Source organism: Streptomyces sp. NPDC058683, assembly GCF_042716195.1.
GTDB lineage: Bacteria > Actinomycetota > Actinomycetes > Streptomycetales > Streptomycetaceae > Streptomyces.
Genome location: NZ_JBHXSK010000006.1, coordinates 66,748 through 82,726, shown reverse-complemented (window position 1 = coordinate 82,726; position 15,979 = coordinate 66,748). Strand labels below are relative to the sequence as shown.

The 15,979-nt window shown below is 72.1% G+C and carries 17 protein-coding genes; 4 read left to right on the top strand and 13 right to left on the bottom strand.

Annotation, left to right across the window (positions count from 1 at the left end; translation table 11 throughout):
• Positions 1-141 precede the first annotated feature (141 nt).
• Together ACFWXC_RS08535 and ACFWXC_RS08530 are read right to left on the bottom strand one after the other, a co-directional pair.
• On the bottom strand, positions 142-1,002 hold the full coding sequence (locus ACFWXC_RS08535; protein WP_384475115.1) for an NAD(P)-dependent oxidoreductase: 861 nt from the start codon (positions 1,000-1,002) through the stop codon (positions 142-144).
• The gene (locus tag ACFWXC_RS08530) at positions 999-1,238 is read right to left on the bottom strand and encodes a hypothetical protein (RefSeq protein ID WP_384475112.1); all 240 of its coding nucleotides are present in this window, start codon (positions 1,236-1,238) and stop codon (positions 999-1,001) included. The genes ACFWXC_RS08535 and ACFWXC_RS08530 overlap by 4 nt, the downstream gene beginning before the upstream one ends.
• 131 nt (positions 1,239-1,369) lie before the next feature.
• Here ACFWXC_RS08530 and ACFWXC_RS08525 point away from each other — a divergent pair, with 131 nt between their 5' ends.
• Complete coding sequence (locus ACFWXC_RS08525; RefSeq protein ID WP_384475109.1) at positions 1,370-2,650, top strand: cytochrome P450; 1,281 nt, start codon at positions 1,370-1,372, stop codon at positions 2,648-2,650.
• The gene (locus tag ACFWXC_RS08520) at positions 2,647-2,835 is read left to right on the top strand and encodes a ferredoxin (protein WP_384475106.1); all 189 of its coding nucleotides are present in this window, start codon (positions 2,647-2,649) and stop codon (positions 2,833-2,835) included. Before ACFWXC_RS08525 ends, ACFWXC_RS08520 begins: the two co-directional genes overlap by 4 nt.
• Before the next feature lie 33 nt (positions 2,836-2,868).
• Here ACFWXC_RS08520 and ACFWXC_RS08515 read toward each other — a convergent pair whose 3' ends face one another.
• On the bottom strand, positions 2,869-3,327 hold the full coding sequence (locus tag ACFWXC_RS08515) for a VOC family protein (protein WP_384475103.1): 459 nt from the start codon (positions 3,325-3,327) through the stop codon (positions 2,869-2,871).
• Between the two features lie 109 nt (positions 3,328-3,436).
• Between ACFWXC_RS08515 and ACFWXC_RS08510 the strand changes: the two genes are divergently transcribed.
• Entirely contained in the window at positions 3,437-4,738 is a 1,302-nt protein-coding gene (locus ACFWXC_RS08510; protein ID WP_384475100.1) for an acyl-CoA dehydrogenase family protein, read from the top strand.
• Positions 4,735-5,754 carry a phosphotransferase family protein gene (locus ACFWXC_RS08505; protein ID WP_384475097.1) on the top strand — a complete coding sequence of 340 codons (1,020 nt, stop codon included), beginning with the start codon at positions 4,735-4,737 and terminating at the stop codon, positions 5,752-5,754. The genes ACFWXC_RS08510 and ACFWXC_RS08505 overlap by 4 nt, the downstream gene beginning before the upstream one ends.
• A 55-nt stretch (positions 5,755-5,809) precedes the next feature.
• Here the strand turns inward: ACFWXC_RS08505 and ACFWXC_RS08500 are convergent, their stop codons facing one another.
• The 10 genes from ACFWXC_RS08500 to ACFWXC_RS08455 form a co-directional block, all read right to left on the bottom strand.
• The gene (locus ACFWXC_RS08500; protein WP_384475095.1) at positions 5,810-6,958 is read right to left on the bottom strand and encodes an acyl-CoA dehydrogenase family protein; all 1,149 of its coding nucleotides are present in this window, start codon (positions 6,956-6,958) and stop codon (positions 5,810-5,812) included.
• A 117-nt stretch (positions 6,959-7,075) separates the two neighbouring features.
• A complete protein-coding gene (locus ACFWXC_RS08495; protein ID WP_384475092.1) occupies positions 7,076-8,269 on the bottom strand; it encodes a CaiB/BaiF CoA transferase family protein in 1,194 nt (397 codons plus the stop codon).
• Entirely contained in the window at positions 8,269-9,036 is a 768-nt protein-coding gene (locus ACFWXC_RS08490) for an SDR family NAD(P)-dependent oxidoreductase (protein ID WP_384475089.1), read from the bottom strand. Before ACFWXC_RS08490 ends, ACFWXC_RS08495 begins: the two co-directional genes overlap by 1 nt.
• The gene (locus tag ACFWXC_RS08485; RefSeq protein WP_384475086.1) at positions 9,036-10,334 is read right to left on the bottom strand and encodes an amidohydrolase family protein; all 1,299 of its coding nucleotides are present in this window, start codon (positions 10,332-10,334) and stop codon (positions 9,036-9,038) included. The genes ACFWXC_RS08490 and ACFWXC_RS08485 overlap by 1 nt, the downstream gene beginning before the upstream one ends.
• A 27-nt stretch (positions 10,335-10,361) precedes the next feature.
• Entirely contained in the window at positions 10,362-10,679 is a 318-nt protein-coding gene (locus ACFWXC_RS08480) for a hypothetical protein (RefSeq protein ID WP_384475083.1), read from the bottom strand.
• On the bottom strand, positions 10,645-11,079 hold the full coding sequence (locus ACFWXC_RS08475) for a hypothetical protein (RefSeq protein ID WP_384475080.1): 435 nt from the start codon (positions 11,077-11,079) through the stop codon (positions 10,645-10,647). The genes ACFWXC_RS08480 and ACFWXC_RS08475 overlap by 35 nt, the downstream gene beginning before the upstream one ends.
• A complete protein-coding gene (locus ACFWXC_RS08470; RefSeq protein WP_384475077.1) occupies positions 11,076-11,783 on the bottom strand; it encodes an ABC transporter ATP-binding protein in 708 nt (235 codons plus the stop codon). Before ACFWXC_RS08470 ends, ACFWXC_RS08475 begins: the two co-directional genes overlap by 4 nt.
• On the bottom strand, positions 11,780-12,490 hold the full coding sequence (locus ACFWXC_RS08465) for an ABC transporter ATP-binding protein (RefSeq protein WP_384475074.1): 711 nt from the start codon (positions 12,488-12,490) through the stop codon (positions 11,780-11,782). The genes ACFWXC_RS08470 and ACFWXC_RS08465 overlap by 4 nt, the downstream gene beginning before the upstream one ends.
• Positions 12,471-14,582 (bottom strand): ABC transporter permease, encoded by a 2,112-nt coding sequence (locus ACFWXC_RS08460; RefSeq protein ID WP_384475071.1) that lies wholly within the window; start codon positions 14,580-14,582, stop codon positions 12,471-12,473. The genes ACFWXC_RS08465 and ACFWXC_RS08460 overlap by 20 nt, the downstream gene beginning before the upstream one ends.
• Positions 14,583-15,971, bottom strand: a complete 1,389-nt coding sequence (locus tag ACFWXC_RS08455; protein WP_384475068.1) for an ABC transporter substrate-binding protein — start codon at positions 15,969-15,971, stop codon at positions 14,583-14,585.
• Between the last annotated feature and the right edge of the window lie 8 nt (positions 15,972-15,979).

Below are 15,979 nucleotides of genomic sequence, written 5' to 3'. Positions count from 1 at the left end.
AATCTCAGTCTCTCCGAACGAGAATGCTATTCTCGCCGGAGTTGGGCCGTCAAGCCAGCCGCCCGCCAGGAGGCCGGGGTCCGGGGGCGGAGCCCGAGGGGGGCCTGGCCGCAGGCCGGGGCGGCCGTGCCGACCGGTCCGTCAGGTCCCGTCCACGAAGGGGAAGATCCGGGTGAAGTCGGCCCCGGGCTCGGTCTCGGCGAACCGCGCCCACACCGCCCCGGTCGCCGCCCCGATCGCGGCCGGGCCGCCCTGCTCACCGACCGCGCCCAGATACAGCCGTACGTCCTTGTCCATCAGGGAGTTGGTGAAGCCGGCGGCGTAGCGGCCGGTGAGGACGTGGGCCGGGAACTTGTCGCTGGTGGCCGCGCTCCGGCCGCTGGAGCCGTTGAGCGCGTCGAGCATGGTGGCCATGTCGAGTCCGGCGGCGAGACCGAAGGCGACGGCCTCGCTGGTCGCGGCGAGGGTGGTCGCGGACAGGAAGTTGTTGGCGAGCTTCAGTGCCTGGGCCATGCCGGGGCGGTCGCCGACCCGCCGGCGGCGGTCGCTCAGTCCGGCCAGCACCCCCTCGACACCCGAACACGCCTCGTCGTCCCCGGCGTACATGACGGTGAGGGTGCGGGCCCGGGCCCCGGCGACCCCGCCGGACACCGGGGCGTCGACGTAGCCGACCTCGCCGCCGGCCAGGAGCCCGGCGACGGTACGGGCGGCGGCCGGGCCGACGGTGGACGTGTCGACGACGTACCGGACCCGGCGCCCGGACGCCGCCAGGATCTCGCGGGCGACCTGCTCGGACGCGGCCCCGTCGGGCAGGCTCAGCACCAGCACGTCCGCGCGGCGGGCCACTTCGGCCACGTCGGGGACGTACTCGGCGCCGTCGGGCGACCGGCGCGGACCGAGCGCGTCATGTGTCAGGACCGTGCACCCCGCTCCCACGAGGTTCCCGGCCAGGACACTGCCCATGTTGCCGAGGCCGACGAACCCGACGTTCCCGGCGCTCACTCCCCCGTCTCCCGTCCCGCACGGACGTTCTTCACGACCCGCCGGGCCGCGCCGCCCGCGGGCACTCCGCAGCAGGCGGCGACCCGGAACAGCGGTTCGTCGGCCTCGGCGCCGGTGACTCCGGTGCGGAGTGCGGTGCCGGCCCGGACGCGGAACTCCTCGATGCGGCCCAGGGCGGCCGTCACCGCCTGGACCAGGAGGCCGCGGTCGCCGCGCACCTCGTCTGCCTCTTCCATGGGTCTCCCTGAACTCGACCGAGAACCGAGAATGCGACTCTCCACCATCGCGTCCAGCATTCCAGCAAATGGAGAACTGTGCTACCGTGCCCGATCGTCAGGGTGCCGGCCGAAAGGGAGCCGAACAGACCGTGAACGACTTCGAGGCGATCGATTTCTTCCGGGACGAGAGGCTCGTCGCGGACCCCTACCCGTACTTCGACGCCCTGCGCGGACAGTGCCCCGTCCACCGTGAGACCCACCACGACGTGATGATGGTGACCGGGTACGACGAGGCGTTGCAGGTCTACAACGACAGCGGCACCTTCTCCTCCTGCATCTCGGTCACCGGCCCGTTCCCCGGGTTCCCGGTCCCGCTGGAGGGCGACGACGTGAGCGGGCTGATCGAGCGGCACCGGGACGCGCTGCCGATGAGCGACCAGCTGCCGACCATGGACCCGCCGGCGCACACCGACCACCGCGCCCTGCTGATGCGGCTGATCACGCCGAAGCGCCTCAAGGAGAACGAGGCGTCCATGTGGCACCTGGCCGACGGCCTGCTAGACGCGTATCTCGCGCCGGGCGAGGGGGAGTTCATCGGCGGGTTCGCCGGACCGTTCACCCTCCTCGTCATCGCCGACCTGCTCGGTGTGCCGGAGGAGGACCGGCAGGAGTTCATGGACCGGCTCCAGCGCCGGCCGCAGGACGGGGGCGGCGTCGGCAGCACGGGAGACGACACGCTGCACCACTCGCCGCTGGAGTTCCTCTACGGCCGCTTCACGACGTACATCGAGGAGCGGCGGCGCGAGCCGCGCGAGGACGTGCTCACGGGGCTGGCGACCGCGACCTTCCCGGACGGGTCGACGCCGGAGGTCATCGACGTCGTCCGGGTCGCCGCCAACCTCTTCGCGGCCGGCCAGGAGACCACCGTCCGGCTGCTCGGCTCGGCGCTCAAGGTACTCGCCGAACGCCCGGAGCTGCAGGAGCTGTTGCGCAGCGAGCGGGACCGCATCCCGAACTTCGTCGAGGAGACGCTGCGGTCGGAGAGTCCGGTGAAGGGCGACTTCCGGCTGTCGCGGGTGGCGACCACGGTGGGCGGGGTCGACGTCCCGGCCGGGACCACGCTGATGGTGCTCAACTCCGCCGCGAACCGCGACCCGCGCCAGTTCGAGGCCCCGGAGACCTTCGACGCCGGCCGTCCCAACGTCCGCCGCCACCTCGCGTTCGGCCGCGGCGTCCACACCTGCCCGGGCGCGCCGCTGGCCCGCGCGGAGGCCCGGGTGACCCTGGAACGGCTGCTGGACCGCACGTCCGACATCAGGATCGCCGAGCGGGTGCACGGCCCGGCCGACGCCCGCCGCTACCAGTACGTGCCGACCTTCATCCTCCGTGGCCTCACCCGTCTGAACCTGGAGTGGAGCCCGGCCCGATGAAGGTCACCGTGGACGACGACCGCTGCCGCGGGCACGGGGTGTGCTGCTCGCTCTGCCCGGAGGTGTTCGACCTCGGCGACGACGGCTACGCCGTGGTGGACGTGCCCGAGGTCCCCGTGGAGCACGAGGACGCGGTGCGCTCGGCCGCCGCCCTGTGCCCCGAGCACGCGATCACCGTGAGCTGACGGCAAGGAACGCGGTGCCGGACGGGCCCGTCGTCACGACGGCCTTCTGCCGGTCGTCCAGTACTGCTCCAGGACCGGCTGCAACGCACGGGTGACCAGCTCGATGCGCGGGCCGGTGGCGCCGCGGTGGAACGCCCAGTACGGGGTGCCGTCCGGGCGCCGGCCGACGGCCTCGGAGGCGTAGCCGTGCCGGGCCAGTTCGGCGGAGTCGGCGGCCAGGTCGTCGGACCAGTAGCCGAGGTGGTGGACACCGGAGCCGACGACCGGCTGCCACAGGGAGCCCGGGATGCTCCGGACGAGCTCCAGCCGGGGCAGGGACATCGAGTACGTCGACCGCAGATCGAGGACCGCGTCCCCGCCGGGCAGGCTCACCCTGGCCGGCGCGCCGAGCTCCTCGCACCACTGGTGGCCGAAGAGCGCCGACAGCTCGGCCGCGGCCGCCGCGATGTCGTCGACGACGAGGCCGACGTGGAACTGATCGGTCGCCTTCATCCGTACGCTCCCTCGGGGGGTGACCGTTTCAGAACTCTCGTTCCATGCATGGGTAATTGCGTTCTCTTTCGCGAGAACGTTATTCTGGCAGTCGCCGGAAGGAGACACAATGCCGTGGGACTTCGAGACCGAGCCGGACTACCAGGCCCAGCTGGACTGGGCGGACCAGTTCGTGCGGGAGGAGGTCGAGCCCCTCGATCTCCTGTGGGACGGCCTGCAGTTCACGCCGCCCGACGACACCCTCCGCCGGGTCCTCGACCCCCTCAAGAAGGAGGTCCGCGCGCACGGACTGTGGGCGACCCACCTCGGCCCCGAACTGGGCGGTGCGGGCCACGGCCAGGTCAGGCTCTGCCTGCTCAACGAGATCCTGGGCCGCTCCTCCTGGGCCCCGATCGTCTTCGGCTGCCAGGCCCCGGACACGGGCAACGCGGAGATCCTCGCCCACTACGGCACCGAGGCGCAGCAGGAGCGCTATCTGCGCCCGCTGCTCGACGGGGAGATCTTCTCCTGCTACTCGATGACGGAGCCCCAGGCCGGCGCCGATCCCAAGGAGTTCACCACACGGGCGGTGCGGGAAGATGACGCGTGGGTCGTGAACGGCTGGAAGTACTTCTCGTCCAACGCCAGGACGGCCGCCTTCTTCATCGTGATGGCCGTGACGGACCCGGACGGGGACCCGTACAAGAGCATGTCGATGTTCCTGATCCCGGCTCAGACGCCCGGCATCGTCATCGAGCGGAACGTGGCGCTGGCCGGCGAGCCCGAAGAACGCGGTTCTCACGCACTGGTGCACTACGAGGACGTACGGGTGCCGGCGGACGCGCTGCTCGGCGGCGAGGGGCAGGCGTTCGTGATCGCGCAGACCCGGCTCGGCGGCGGGCGGATCCATCACGCGATGCGCACGATCGGGCTCGCGGGCAAGGCGTTCGACATGATGTGCGAGCGTGCGCTGAGCCGGCACACCCAGGGCACGGTCCTCGCGGACAAGCAGTTCGTGCAGGGGCACATAGCCGACTCGTGGGCGCAGCTCCAGCAGTTCCGGCTGACGGTGCTGCACACCGCCTGGAAGATCGACAAGTACAACGACTACCGCAAGGTCCGCAAGGACATCGCCATGGTCAAGGTGCTGCTGCCGGGTGTGCTGCACGACATCGCGCACCGCGCGATCCAGGTGCACGGCGCCCTCGGGGTGAGCGGTGACATGCCGCTGTTCCGGATGCTGCTGGGCGCGAGTGTGCTGGGCATCGCGGACGGGCCGACCGAGGTGCACAAGGTGACGGTCGCCCGGCAGGTGCTGCGGGACCACCGGGCGAGCGACGACCTCTGGCCGAGCGGCTACCTGCCCAAACGGCTGGCCGCGGCCCGTGCCAAGTACGCGGAGTTCCTGGAGCCCGGGGCGGAGGCCCGATGATCGACGTCGAGCGGCTGGCGGGCTGGCTGGACGCGTCCGGCCTGCCGGGCAAGGGCGAGCCGGTCGAGCACCGGTACGTCTCGGGCGGCGCACAGAACGAGATCTACGAGATCCGGCGCGGCGAACTGCACTGCGCCCTGCGGATCCCGCCGCCCACCGCGCCGGCCGCCCGTGACGAGGGGATCCTGCGGGAGTGGCGGATCACGGAGGCGCTGAACGGCACGGACGTCCCGCACACCGAGGCGATCGCGGTCTGCACGGACGCCGCCGTCCTGGGCCGCACCTTCTATCTGATGGAGTTCGTCGACGGCTGGTCCCCGATGAGCGCCCGCACCTGGCCGGCGCCCTTCGACGCCGACCTCACCGCGCGGGCCGGGCTGGCGTACCAGCTCGCCGAAGGGGCGGCCCTGCTGGGCCGCGTGGACTGGCGGGCGAAGGGGCTGCACGACCTCGGCCGCCCCGACGGCTTCCACGAGCGCCAGGTCGACCGCTGGACCCGCTACCTGGAGCGCGCCAAGGGCCGCGAGCTGCCCGGCTTCGAGGCCGCCTCGGCCTGGCTGCGCAGCCATGAACCCCTCGACTACGTTCCGGGGCTGATGCACGGCGACTACCAGTTCGCCAACGTGATGTACCGCCACGGCGCCCCGGCCCGGCTCGCCGCCGTCGTCGACTGGGAGATGGGCACCGTCGGCGACCCCAAGCTCGACCTCGCCTGGATGCTGCGCGGCTGGCCGGAGGACACCGGTGCCCCCGAGGCGGCCACCGCGTCCTATGTCGACCTGTCCGGCATGCCGTCGCGCGAGCAGCTGATCCAGCACTACGCGGACGTCTCCGGCCGTCAGGTCGACGACATGGACTACTACGACGTCCTCGCCCAGTGGAAGCTGGCCATCGTGCTGGAACAGGGCTTCCAACGGGCCGGTGACAACGAGAAGCTGCAGGCGTTCGGGCCGATGGTGCTGGAGCTGATGAGGTCCGCGGCCGACCTGGCGGAGACGACGGCGTACGGACGCTGAGCCGCGCGCGGGCGCCGCGGCCCTCGCGTGGGCCGCGGCGCTCACGCATTCCCGCTCACAGTCCCAGCGACTTCGCGATGATCACCTTCATGACCTCGCTGGTGCCGGCGTAGATCCGGGTGATCCGGGCGTCCGCGTACAGCCGGGCGATCGGATACTCCGTCATATAGCCGTAGCCGCCGAACAGTTGCAGGCAGCGGTCGACGGCTCGGGCCTGCACCTCGGTGCAGAAGAGCTTCACCTTGGCCGCGTCCGCACCGGACAGTTCCCCGTCCACCAGATCCAGGACAGCGCGGTCCAGCAGGGCCTGCGCGGCCTCGATCTCGGCGGCCACCGCGGCGAGTTCGAACTTGGTGTTCTGGAAGGACGCCACCGCCCTGCCGAAGACCTCGCGCTCCTTGACGTACTCGATGGTCGTCTCCAGCGCGGCCCGCGCCTGCGCGACCGAGCCGACCGCGACCGTCATCCGCTCCTGCGGCAGGTTGTGGCCCAGATAGCCGAAGGCAGCCCCCTCCTGGCCCAACCGGTTGGCCACCGGGACCCGTACGTCGGTGAAGGCCAGCTCGACGGTGTCCTGGACCTTGATGCCCATCTTGTCGAGGACCCGCCCCCGCGTGAATCCGGGCATGCCGTCCTCCACCACCAGCAGCGTCAGGCCGGCGCGCCGGTCGGCGGGGTCGTCCGCCGTGCGGGCGACCACGATCACCAGGTCGGCGAGCAGCCCGCCGGTGATGAAGGTCTTGGCGCCGTTGAGGACATAGGTGTCGCCGTCGCGTACGGCCGTGGTGCGGATGCCGGCCAGGTCGGAACCGGTGCCGGGCTCGGTCATGGCGACGGCGGTCAGCAGCCGGCCGGCGGCCAGCCCGGGGAACCAGCGGCGCCGCTGTGCCGTGTCGGCGTAGGCGAGGAAGTACGGCAGGATGACGTCGAGTTGGGTGCGTACCGTGCCCAGGGTGACCAGGGCCCGGGAGGCCTCTTCCTGGAGGACGACGTTGTAGCGGTAGTCGGCGAGGCCCGAGCCGCCGTACTCCTCCGGGACGGCCATGCCCAGCACGCCCAGCGAGCCGAGCTGTTCGAAGATCTCGCGGGGCAGGCGGCCGACCCGCTCCCAGGAGGCGTAGTCCGGGACCACCTCCTTGGCCACGAACTCCCTGACGAGGGCGCGGAAGTCCTCGTGGTCGGCGGTGAAGATCTCTCGGCGCACCGAAACCTCCTGGTCAGGAGAAGAGTTCGACGAGCGTGGCGGCGGCCGTGCCGCCGCCGTCGCGGATGGTCTGCAGCCCGACGGCGCGGCCGAGCTGGTTGAACAGGGCGGGCCCGGTCATGCGTCGGCCCTCGACTCCGTCTCTGGGAGGCCGAGTTCCGCGAGGACCTGGCCCGTGTGCTCGCCCAGGGCGGGGACGGCGCCCATCGGGGGGTCGTAGCCGGCGATGACCGGGGGCGGCAGCAGCGCCGGTACGGGTCCGGCGGGGGTGTCGATGTGGCGCCAGCGGCCGCGGGCCGCGAGGTGGGGGTGGTGGAGGACGTCGTCCGGGGTGTTGTAGCGGGAGTTGCCGATGCCGGCTTCGTCGGCGCGTCGCTGGACGTCCGTCAGGTCGTGCCGGGCGCACCAGGCGCCGATCTCGGCGTCGAGGAGGTCGCGGTGGTGGACCCGGCCGGAGTTGGTCCTGAGCCGGTCGTCGGCCGCCAGGTCCGGGCGTTCGAGCAACTCCCCTGCCAGGCGCTGCCATTCGCGGTCGTTGGTGGTGCCGAGGACGACCGTGTGTCCGTCGGCGGTGCGGTAGGCGCCGTACGGGGCGACCGCGGGCGAGCTCATGCCGAGCGGCTGCTGCCAGCCGCCCGCGTGCCGGGTGTAGGTGAGCGGGTAGCCCATCAGCTCGGTCATGGTGTCGAACATGCTCACCGCGACGGCGCCGCCGCGTCCGCCCCGGCGCTCGCGGGCGTACAGCAGCGCCATGATCGACAGCGCCGTGTACAGTCCGGTGCTCGCGTCCGCGATGGGCGGTCCCGGTTTGGCCGGGGCGCCGGGGTGGCCGGTGATGGCGCAGACCCCGGACTCGGCCTGCACGAGAAGGTCGTAGGCGCGTTTGTGGGACAGCGGGCCGCCGGGTCCGTAGCCGTCGATCTCCGCCGCGATCAGGTCGGGGTGCCGGGTGGCCAGGTCGTCGGGGGCGAGGCCGAGCTTGGCCGTGGTGCCCGGCGCGAGGTTGGAGACCAGCACGTCGGCGCGGTCCAGGAGGCGGTGCAGAATCGCCATCCCGGCCTCGGACTTGAGGTCGAGGGCGATGGACTGCTTGCCCCGGTTGGCCCAGACGAAGTGCGCCGCGAGGCCGCCGACCACGTCGTCGATGTGGCGGGCGGAGTCGCCGCCTTCCGGGTTCTCCACCTTGATCACCCGGGCGCCGAGGTCGCCGAGGACGCGGGTGCACAGGGGTGCGGAGACGGCCTGTTCCAGGGCCACCACCGTCACTCCGGCAAGGGGGCCGGCAGCCGTCGGATCACCGGCGGATGCCATCAGATCACCAGGCCGCCGTCGACCGGCAGGACCTGGCCGGTGACGAAGGAGGCCGCGTCCGAGGCGAGGAAGACGAAGGCACCGGCGACCTCCTCGGGTTCGGCCCAGCGGCCGAGCGGGATACGGGCGAGCATGGCGGCGGCGAACTTCTCGTCGGTGCGGATGGTCTCCGTCATGGGGGTGGCGGCGAGCGGGGCCAGGGCGTTGACCTTGATCTGTTTCCTGGCCAGCTCCCGGGCGAGCGACTTGGTCATGCCGATGACCGCTGCCTTGGCGGCCGAGTAGTTGACCTGGCCGAGGGTGCCGGTCAGGCCCGCCGAGGAGGTGACGTTGACGATGCGTCCGGTGCCGTCGGTGGGCAGGTACGGGAGGGCGGCCTGGGAGCAGGTGAAGGTGCCCAGGACGTGGATGTCGAGCAGCCGGCGGAAGGTGTCCTCGTCGAGGTCGGCGAACATGGCCGGCGCGGTGACGCCGGCGTTGTTGACGAGGATGTGCAGGATGCCGTGGGCGAGGGCGGCGGCCCGGGTGACGGCGGCCTCGGCGGCGGACCGGTCGCGTACGTCGAGGGGCGCGCTGTCGGCCGTACCCCCGGCCGCCGTGATCTTCCCGGCGACGGACGCGGCGGCGGCCGCGTCGACGTCGGTGACGAGGACGGCAGCGCCGGCCCGGGCGAGCGCGTGGGCGACGGCGGCGCCGATGCCGCCCGCGGCTCCGGTGACCAGCGCCGCGCGTCCCGTCAGGTCGAACAGCGCGTTGTCGTGGCCCACTACCTGCTCGCCGCCGCTACGGCCGCGCGGGCCCGGGCGCGGAAGGCCTCCAGCTTGTCGACCGGCTCCTTGAGCTGGCGGCTGCGGGCCCGGATGCTGACGTCGTGCCCCTCGGCGGCCTTGCGCAGGGCCCCGACCGTGGCCTGGTCGCGCGGGATGTGCGCGAAGGGGTCGAAGGAGTACCAACGCATCGCGTTCTCGTGGGTGATCTTCACGGTGTCCGCGTCCGGGACGTCGAACTCGGCGAGGACGCCGTGCAGTTGCTCGGGGGCGTCGGGCCACAGGGAGTCGCTGTGCGGGTAGTCGCCCTCCCAGCAGATGTTGTCGATGCCGATCTCGTGCCGCAGCTTCACGCCGAGCCGGTCGGTGATGAAGCAGGTCAGGAAGTGCTCGCGGAAGACCTCGGAGGGCAGCTTGCCGCCGAAGTCCTGGAGGGTCCAGGCGGCGTGCATCTCGAAGGTGCGGTCGACGCGCTCCAGGAAGTAGGGGATCCAGCCGGTGCCGCCCTCGGACAGGGCGATCCTGAGGCCGGGGAAGTCCTTGAGGGCCCGCGACCACAGCAGGTCGGCGGCGGCCTGGACGAGGTTGATCGGCTGGAGGGTGATCATCACGTCCGGCGGTGAGTCGACCGCCGGGATGGCGAGGCGGCCGGAGGAGCCGATGTGCACCGACAGGACGGTGCCGGTGTCGCAGGCGGCCTGCCACACCGGGTTCCAGTAGGGGTCGTGGAAGCTCGGGTAGCCGAGCGCGGCCGGGTTCTCCGGGAAGGTCATCGAGTGGCAGCCCTTGGCGGCGACCCGGCGCAGCTCGCCGGCGCACAGTTCGGCGTCCCAGATGGCGGGCAGGGCCATCGGGATGAAGCGCCCCGGGTAGGAGCCGCACCACTCGTCGATGTGCCAGTCGTTGTACGCCCGTACCAGCGCGAGGGAGAAGTCGGAGTCCTCGGTGGCGAACATGCGGGCCGAGAAGCCGGGGAAGGACGGGAAGTTCATCTGGGCGAGCACGCCGCCGGCGTTCATGTCCTTGACGCGTTCGTGGACGTCGTAGCAGCCGGGCCGGATCTCGTCCATGCCCTGCGGATCCAGGCCGTACTCCTCCTTGGGGCGTCCCGCGACCGCGTTGAGAGCGGCGTTGCCGACCGTGTTGTCCCGGAACTGCCAGACGTCGCTGCCGTCCTCGCGGTGGACGAGCTTGGGCGCGTCGTCCAGATACCGCTTCGGCAGGTGGTTGACGAAGACGTCCGGCGGCTCGATGACGTGGTCGTCGACGCTGATGAGAATCAGGTCGTCCTTGTTCATGCGAGGTCCCTTTCGCAGGTGTGCGGTTCAGTCCGAGGCGGGGAGGGGCTTGGCGGCCTTGAGGGTCATGGGGACGCCGTCGCAGGCGAGTTCGCCGGTGCCGGGGTGGGTGCAGAGCAGTTCGAGGGTGTCGTCGGCGTCGACGTAGCGCTTGCCGAGGAGGGTGACCGGGTCACCGCCCGTGGCGGGCGGGGGCGGTGCAGTGGCGGCGGCGACCATGGGGGCGCCGCCGCAGGTCAGAGCCGGCCGCCGGTCGGCTCGGGCGCGGACCACGACGACCCGGGTGGTGCACACCGTGCTGGCGAGCTGGTCACCGGGGCGCGGCGTCGGAGCTGGTGAGGTCATGGCTGGGGTCCTTTCCGGCCGAGGGTCCGGGGGTTGTCCCCCGGGACGGCACCGCACACAGGCGGTCGGCGAGCACGGCGAGGTCGTAGGACTGGCGGGCCATCCAGAACCGCAGGAAGCCGGTGAGCGAGTACCGCAGGAACAGTGCGGCGCCGACGACCGTGCCCGCGATGCCGCCGAGGCCGAGGGCGAGGGCGTCGTTCTGGTCGAGTTGGTTCTGGGTGTTGTGCGCAACGAAGTACGCCGACGCCGCGAGGACCAGGCCGACGGTCATGAGAGCGACGCCGAGGCGCAGCCACAGGCCCGCTCGGGCGGCGGCCGGGTCGGGGATCCTGAGGTCGGCCAGTTCGCGGACGAACCGGTCCGCGCGCGCGGCCGGCTGCGGCTCGGTGGATGTCATGCGGAACTCCCCAGGTAGAGGGCGGACAGTTCGTCGCGCAGCCCGCCGTCGGGGCGGCCCTGGCGTTCGATGCGGCCGCGCACGAGGACGGCGGCATGGTCGGCGATGCCGAGGACGGCCGCCGCGAACTGCTCGACGACCAGGACCGCGACGCCCTGCCGGGCGATCTCGGCGACCTGTTCGTAGAGCCGGGAGACGACCAACGGGGCGAGCCCCATGGAGAGTTCGTCGAGGAGCAGTACGGCCGGGTCGGTGGTCAGCCCCCGGGCGAGGGCGAGCATCTGCTGCTCGCCGCCGGAGAGCGTGCCCGCCGCCTGGCCCGCGCGCTTTCCCAGGACCGGGAAGCGGGCGTAGGCGGTCTCCTGGATCTCCTCGCGGGTGCGGCCGGTGAAGGTCATCATCAGCAGGTTGTCGCGGACGGAGAGGCTGGGGAAGACTCCGCGTCCCTCGGGTATGAGGCAGACCCCGGCCCGGGCCAGGTCGCGGGGGTCGGCGCCGGTCATGTCCCGTCCGCCGAACCGGAGTTGGCCGGACCGCGGCCTATGGAGTCCGGCGGCGACGTGCAAGGTGGTCGTCTTTCCCGCCCCGTTGGGTCCTAGCAGCGCGACGACCTGTCCGGCGCCGACGCTCAGGTCGACGCCGTGCAGGACGGTGATGCCCTCGTGGGCGGCGCGTACGGCACGCAGTTCGAGCAGAGCGTTCACACGTCCCCCAGGTAGGCCGCGAGCACCGTCTCGTCGTTCCGGATCACCTCGGGCGGTCCTACGGCGATGACCTTGCCGAGGTCGAGGACGTACACCTCGTCGCACACCCCCATGACCAGCCCCATGTCGTGCTCGACCAGGACCACCGCGGTGCCGTCGGCGGCGAGCGAGCGCAGCAGCGCGGCGAACCGTTCGGTCTCCTCGCCGTCCTGCCCGGCGGCGGGCTCGTCGAGGAGCAGGAGTGCGGGGCGTACGGCCAGGGCGCGGCCGACCTCGACCAGGCGGGCGACGCCGGTGGGGAGGTTGTCGGCACAGGTGTCGGCGACGCCGGTCAGGCCGAGCCGGTCGAGGAGGTCCTCGGTCAGCCGTGCGGCGCGCCGGCGCTCGGGGCCGAGTTCGGCGGCGACGAGGAGGTTGTCGCGGACGCTCAACCGGCCGAAGAGTTCGAGGCGTTGGAAGGTGCGGGCCAGTCCGTGCCGGCAGCGGCGGGCGGGTCCGAGGCGGGTGACGTCCCGGCCGCCGAGGGCGACCCTGCCCGTCGAGGGCCGGCGCAGTCCGGACACCACGTCGAACAGGGTGCTCTTCCCGGCCCCGTTGGGCCCGATGAGGCCGGTGATCCGGCCCCGGTCGGCGCTCATGCCGACGCCGTCCAGGGCGCGGTTGCCGCCGAAGGCGACGATGACGCCGCTAACGTCCAGCAGTGGCACGGGCCAGCACCTCCCCGTCCTGGGGCCGCCAGGGCCGTCGTACGCCCCACCACTCGACCGGCACGTCCGGCACGGCCTGCGGAGCCTTGCGCGCGGCGGCCCAGCCGCGCAGGGCGAGCGCCAGCACCAGGGAACCGGCCAGGAACGTCCAGTCGCCGATCGCGTGGGTCAGCCGCAGCACCCAGCCCAGGGCCAGGGCGGCCAGCAGGACGGGCAGGGCGACCAGGTCCCGGCCGAGCGGCTCCCAGGAGCGCCGGAGGCGGGCGACGAGTCCCCCGGGGCTGTGGCCGAGCCCCATGCCCGCGAGGGCGGGCAGCAGCGCGACGACGTTCTGGGTCCACGAGGCCGCGCCGATCAGGATGTTCGGCCCGATGTAGGCGGTGCCCGCGAAGAGGCCGTTGCCGACCGCGCCGAGGCCGCCGATGACGGCGACGAGGAAGATCGGCAGCCCGGCGACGAGGTTGAACTGCTCGGCGGTGACGGCCCGTTGCTGCATGCCGTAGAGGGCGCCGCCGAGGCCCGCGATACCGGCCGACAGCGCGAACACCGCCACCTTGGTCACCAGGAGGTTGCCGCCGAGCGTGGCGTACGCGGCCTCGCTGTCCCGCAGCGCGATCAGGCGTCGGCCGAATCCGCTGCGGCGCAGCCGGGCGACGGCGAGCGAGGCGAGGCCCAGGCAGACCGCGGCGAGGACCGTCAGGTCGGCGGCGGAGTCCAGGTGCAGGCCGAACAGGTCGGGCCCGCTCATGTCGACCGAGCCTTGGTCGAACAGCGAGATACGCGCCCCGAACACGTGGAAGGACGGCAGGGTGAAGATCCAGCGGTCCAGGACCACCGCCACCGCCGCCGTCCCCAGGGCCAGATACACGCCGGAGAAGCGCAGCGCGGGTACGGCGATCAGCGCCCCGACGGCCCCGGACACGGCGATCGCGGCGGCCAGCGCCCACCACTCCCCGTGGGCGCCGAGGTGCCCCCAGACGACTGCGCCGATACCGGCCAGGCTCAGCTGGCACAGGGAGATCTGGCCGGCGTACCCGGCGAGCGGGACGTACGACAGGGCGACGATGCCGAGGGAGAAGACCGGCCCGTAGGTGACGAGGTCGGCCTCGTCCAGGACCGTGGCCAGGACCACCCCGAACGCGACGGTCGAGGCGGCGAAGACGGCCGTACCGCGCAGGCCGGGCGCCGGGACCTGGACCAGGCGCCGGTCGCGGTGGCGCAGGCGCGGGTGGCGGAAGAGGAGCAGGGCGAGGAAGAGCAGCAGGGCCGGGGCGGCCAGGCGCAGTCCGGGCAGGTAGGGGTTCTGGGGGAGGTAGCCGGTGAGGTAGCTCTCCAGGCAGCCGACGACGACCGCGCCGGCGAAGGTGAGGGGCAGGCTGCGCAGCCTGCCGAAGACGGCGGCGGTGTAGGCGCTGACGATCAGCAGGGAGAGCTGGGAGGCGTCCAGGGCGACGGTCGGGGCGATGAGGATGCCGCCGATCGCGGCGAGCTGGGTACCGAGGATCCAGGCGACCCGGCCGGCGCGGACCGGGTCGGCGCCGGTGAGCCGGACCAGGGCTCGGTCGTCGACGGTGGCGCGCATCTCGGCACCGGTGCGGGTGCGGGTGAGCAGGAACCACAGTCCGACGGCGACCGCCACCGCGACGGCCATGGTGATGGCCTGGTGCCAGGTGACGGTGGCCGGACCGAGGTGGAAGGGCCGCCTGCCGGCGAAGAACACCGACAGGGGGCGGGGCACGTTGGGGTCCCAGATCCAGCGGGCGGCGGCGATGGCACCGCTGAGCAGCGCCAGCGTCATCACCAGGCGTTCGGCCTCGCCGAGCCGTTGCACGGGCCGCATCAGGACCCGTTCGACGGCGAGGCCGAACGCGGGGGCGAGCACCAGCAGGACCACGGCCAGCGCGACCGGGACCGGCCAGCCCCAGCCGATGGTGAACTGCCAGTAGCAGAACGCCGCCAGCATGCCCGCCGCCCCGTGCGCGAAGTTGAACACGCCGGTGGTGACGTAGGTGAGGACCAGGCCGCTGCCGATCACCGCGTAGACGGCGGCGGTGCTCAGGCCGACGATCCCGAAGGTCAGGAACTGCTCCATCTACTTCACATCGCTCATGCTCTTGCCGACGTCGGCGAGGGTGAGGGGCTTGCCGTAGTCGCCCTTGTACTCGTAGGCGGGCGCGTTGCAGCGGTAGGCGCCGTCGTCGGGCTCGAAGTCGGCCGGCTGCCAGCCCTTGGAGGTGGCCTTCTCGATGTTGAAGCAGGTCAGCGGGGCGTCCTTCTTCGACAGGTCGACCGGGGCGAGCAGGCCGCCGCCCGTCCAGGAGGTCTCCTTGGTGGCGGCCTGGTAGACGCAGGTGCGGGTGAGGGCGTCACCGCAGGAGGAGGCGGCCTTGGCGAACAGCAGCCAGGCGGCGAAGCCGCGTACGCCGGGCAGGGTGATGTGCGCCTTCGGGGCGTACTTCTCGAACAGGGCGACCAGTTGACCGGTCGCGGGGTTGTCGGCCGCCTTCTCCAGCGGGTGGACACCGCTGAGGTCGGCGAAGTTGTTCTGGTGGTCGAGGGAGGTGCCGGCCAGTTGCAGGAACGCGGGTCCGTAGGCGTTGTTGTTGGCGTCGATCCAGTCTAGCTTGTAGTCCATGCCGGTCAGGATCTGTTCCAGCTTGGCCAGGCTCGCGAAGTCCCCGTTGAAGACGAGGCCCTTGACGCCCTTGCTCTTGATGGACTGGGCGTAGGGGGTCCAGTCCGAGACACCGGCGGCCGGGTAGAGGTCCTGGTAGGTGATCTTCCCGCCGGCCGCCTCGAGCATCTCCCCGGTCTCGGCGTTGAGGACCTTGGTCACCGGCGCGTCGCCGGCGATGGTGCCGACGGCGGTAGCCGACTTCGGATAGGCCTGCTTCAGCAGCCAGTCGTAGTAGCCGGCGTAGCGGCCGTACGACGCCCCGCCGGTCTCGTTGAGCTGGAGGTCCGAGCCGACGTTCTGGACCTGGCTCACCTGGGCCGGGAAGTCGGGGAGCAGGCACTTCAGCCGGTCCTGGACCCCGAGGGCGTCCAGTGCCGCGCCGCCGCCGACGAGCGCGAAGTCGTCCTTGCAGGCCTCCAGCATCCGCTGGCGCACCTCGGTGAGCCGGGAGTCGCGGGTGGTGGCGACGAGCTTGCGGCCGTCGATGCCGCCGGCCGCGTTGCACCAGGAGGTGAACACCTTGGCGGTGTCGACGAATTCGGAGTTCTTGGTGAAGCCGACGTCGGAGAAGACGCCCACGTCGATGGTGTCGGCGGTGACGCCCTGGGCGGGCGCGCTCTTCGCGTCGCCCGGTCCGCAGACGTCCTTCAGGTCTCCGAAGTCGCCGCTCGTGGCCTGCTGGGCGGCCTTGGTGGGGGTCGCGTCGCCGTCGCCGGCCGTACCGGCGCTGTCGTGTCCGCCGCAGCCGGCGACGGCGAGCAGCGTGGCCGCCGCCAGGGCGGCGGGGATTGCCTGGACTCTCACGGGGTTCC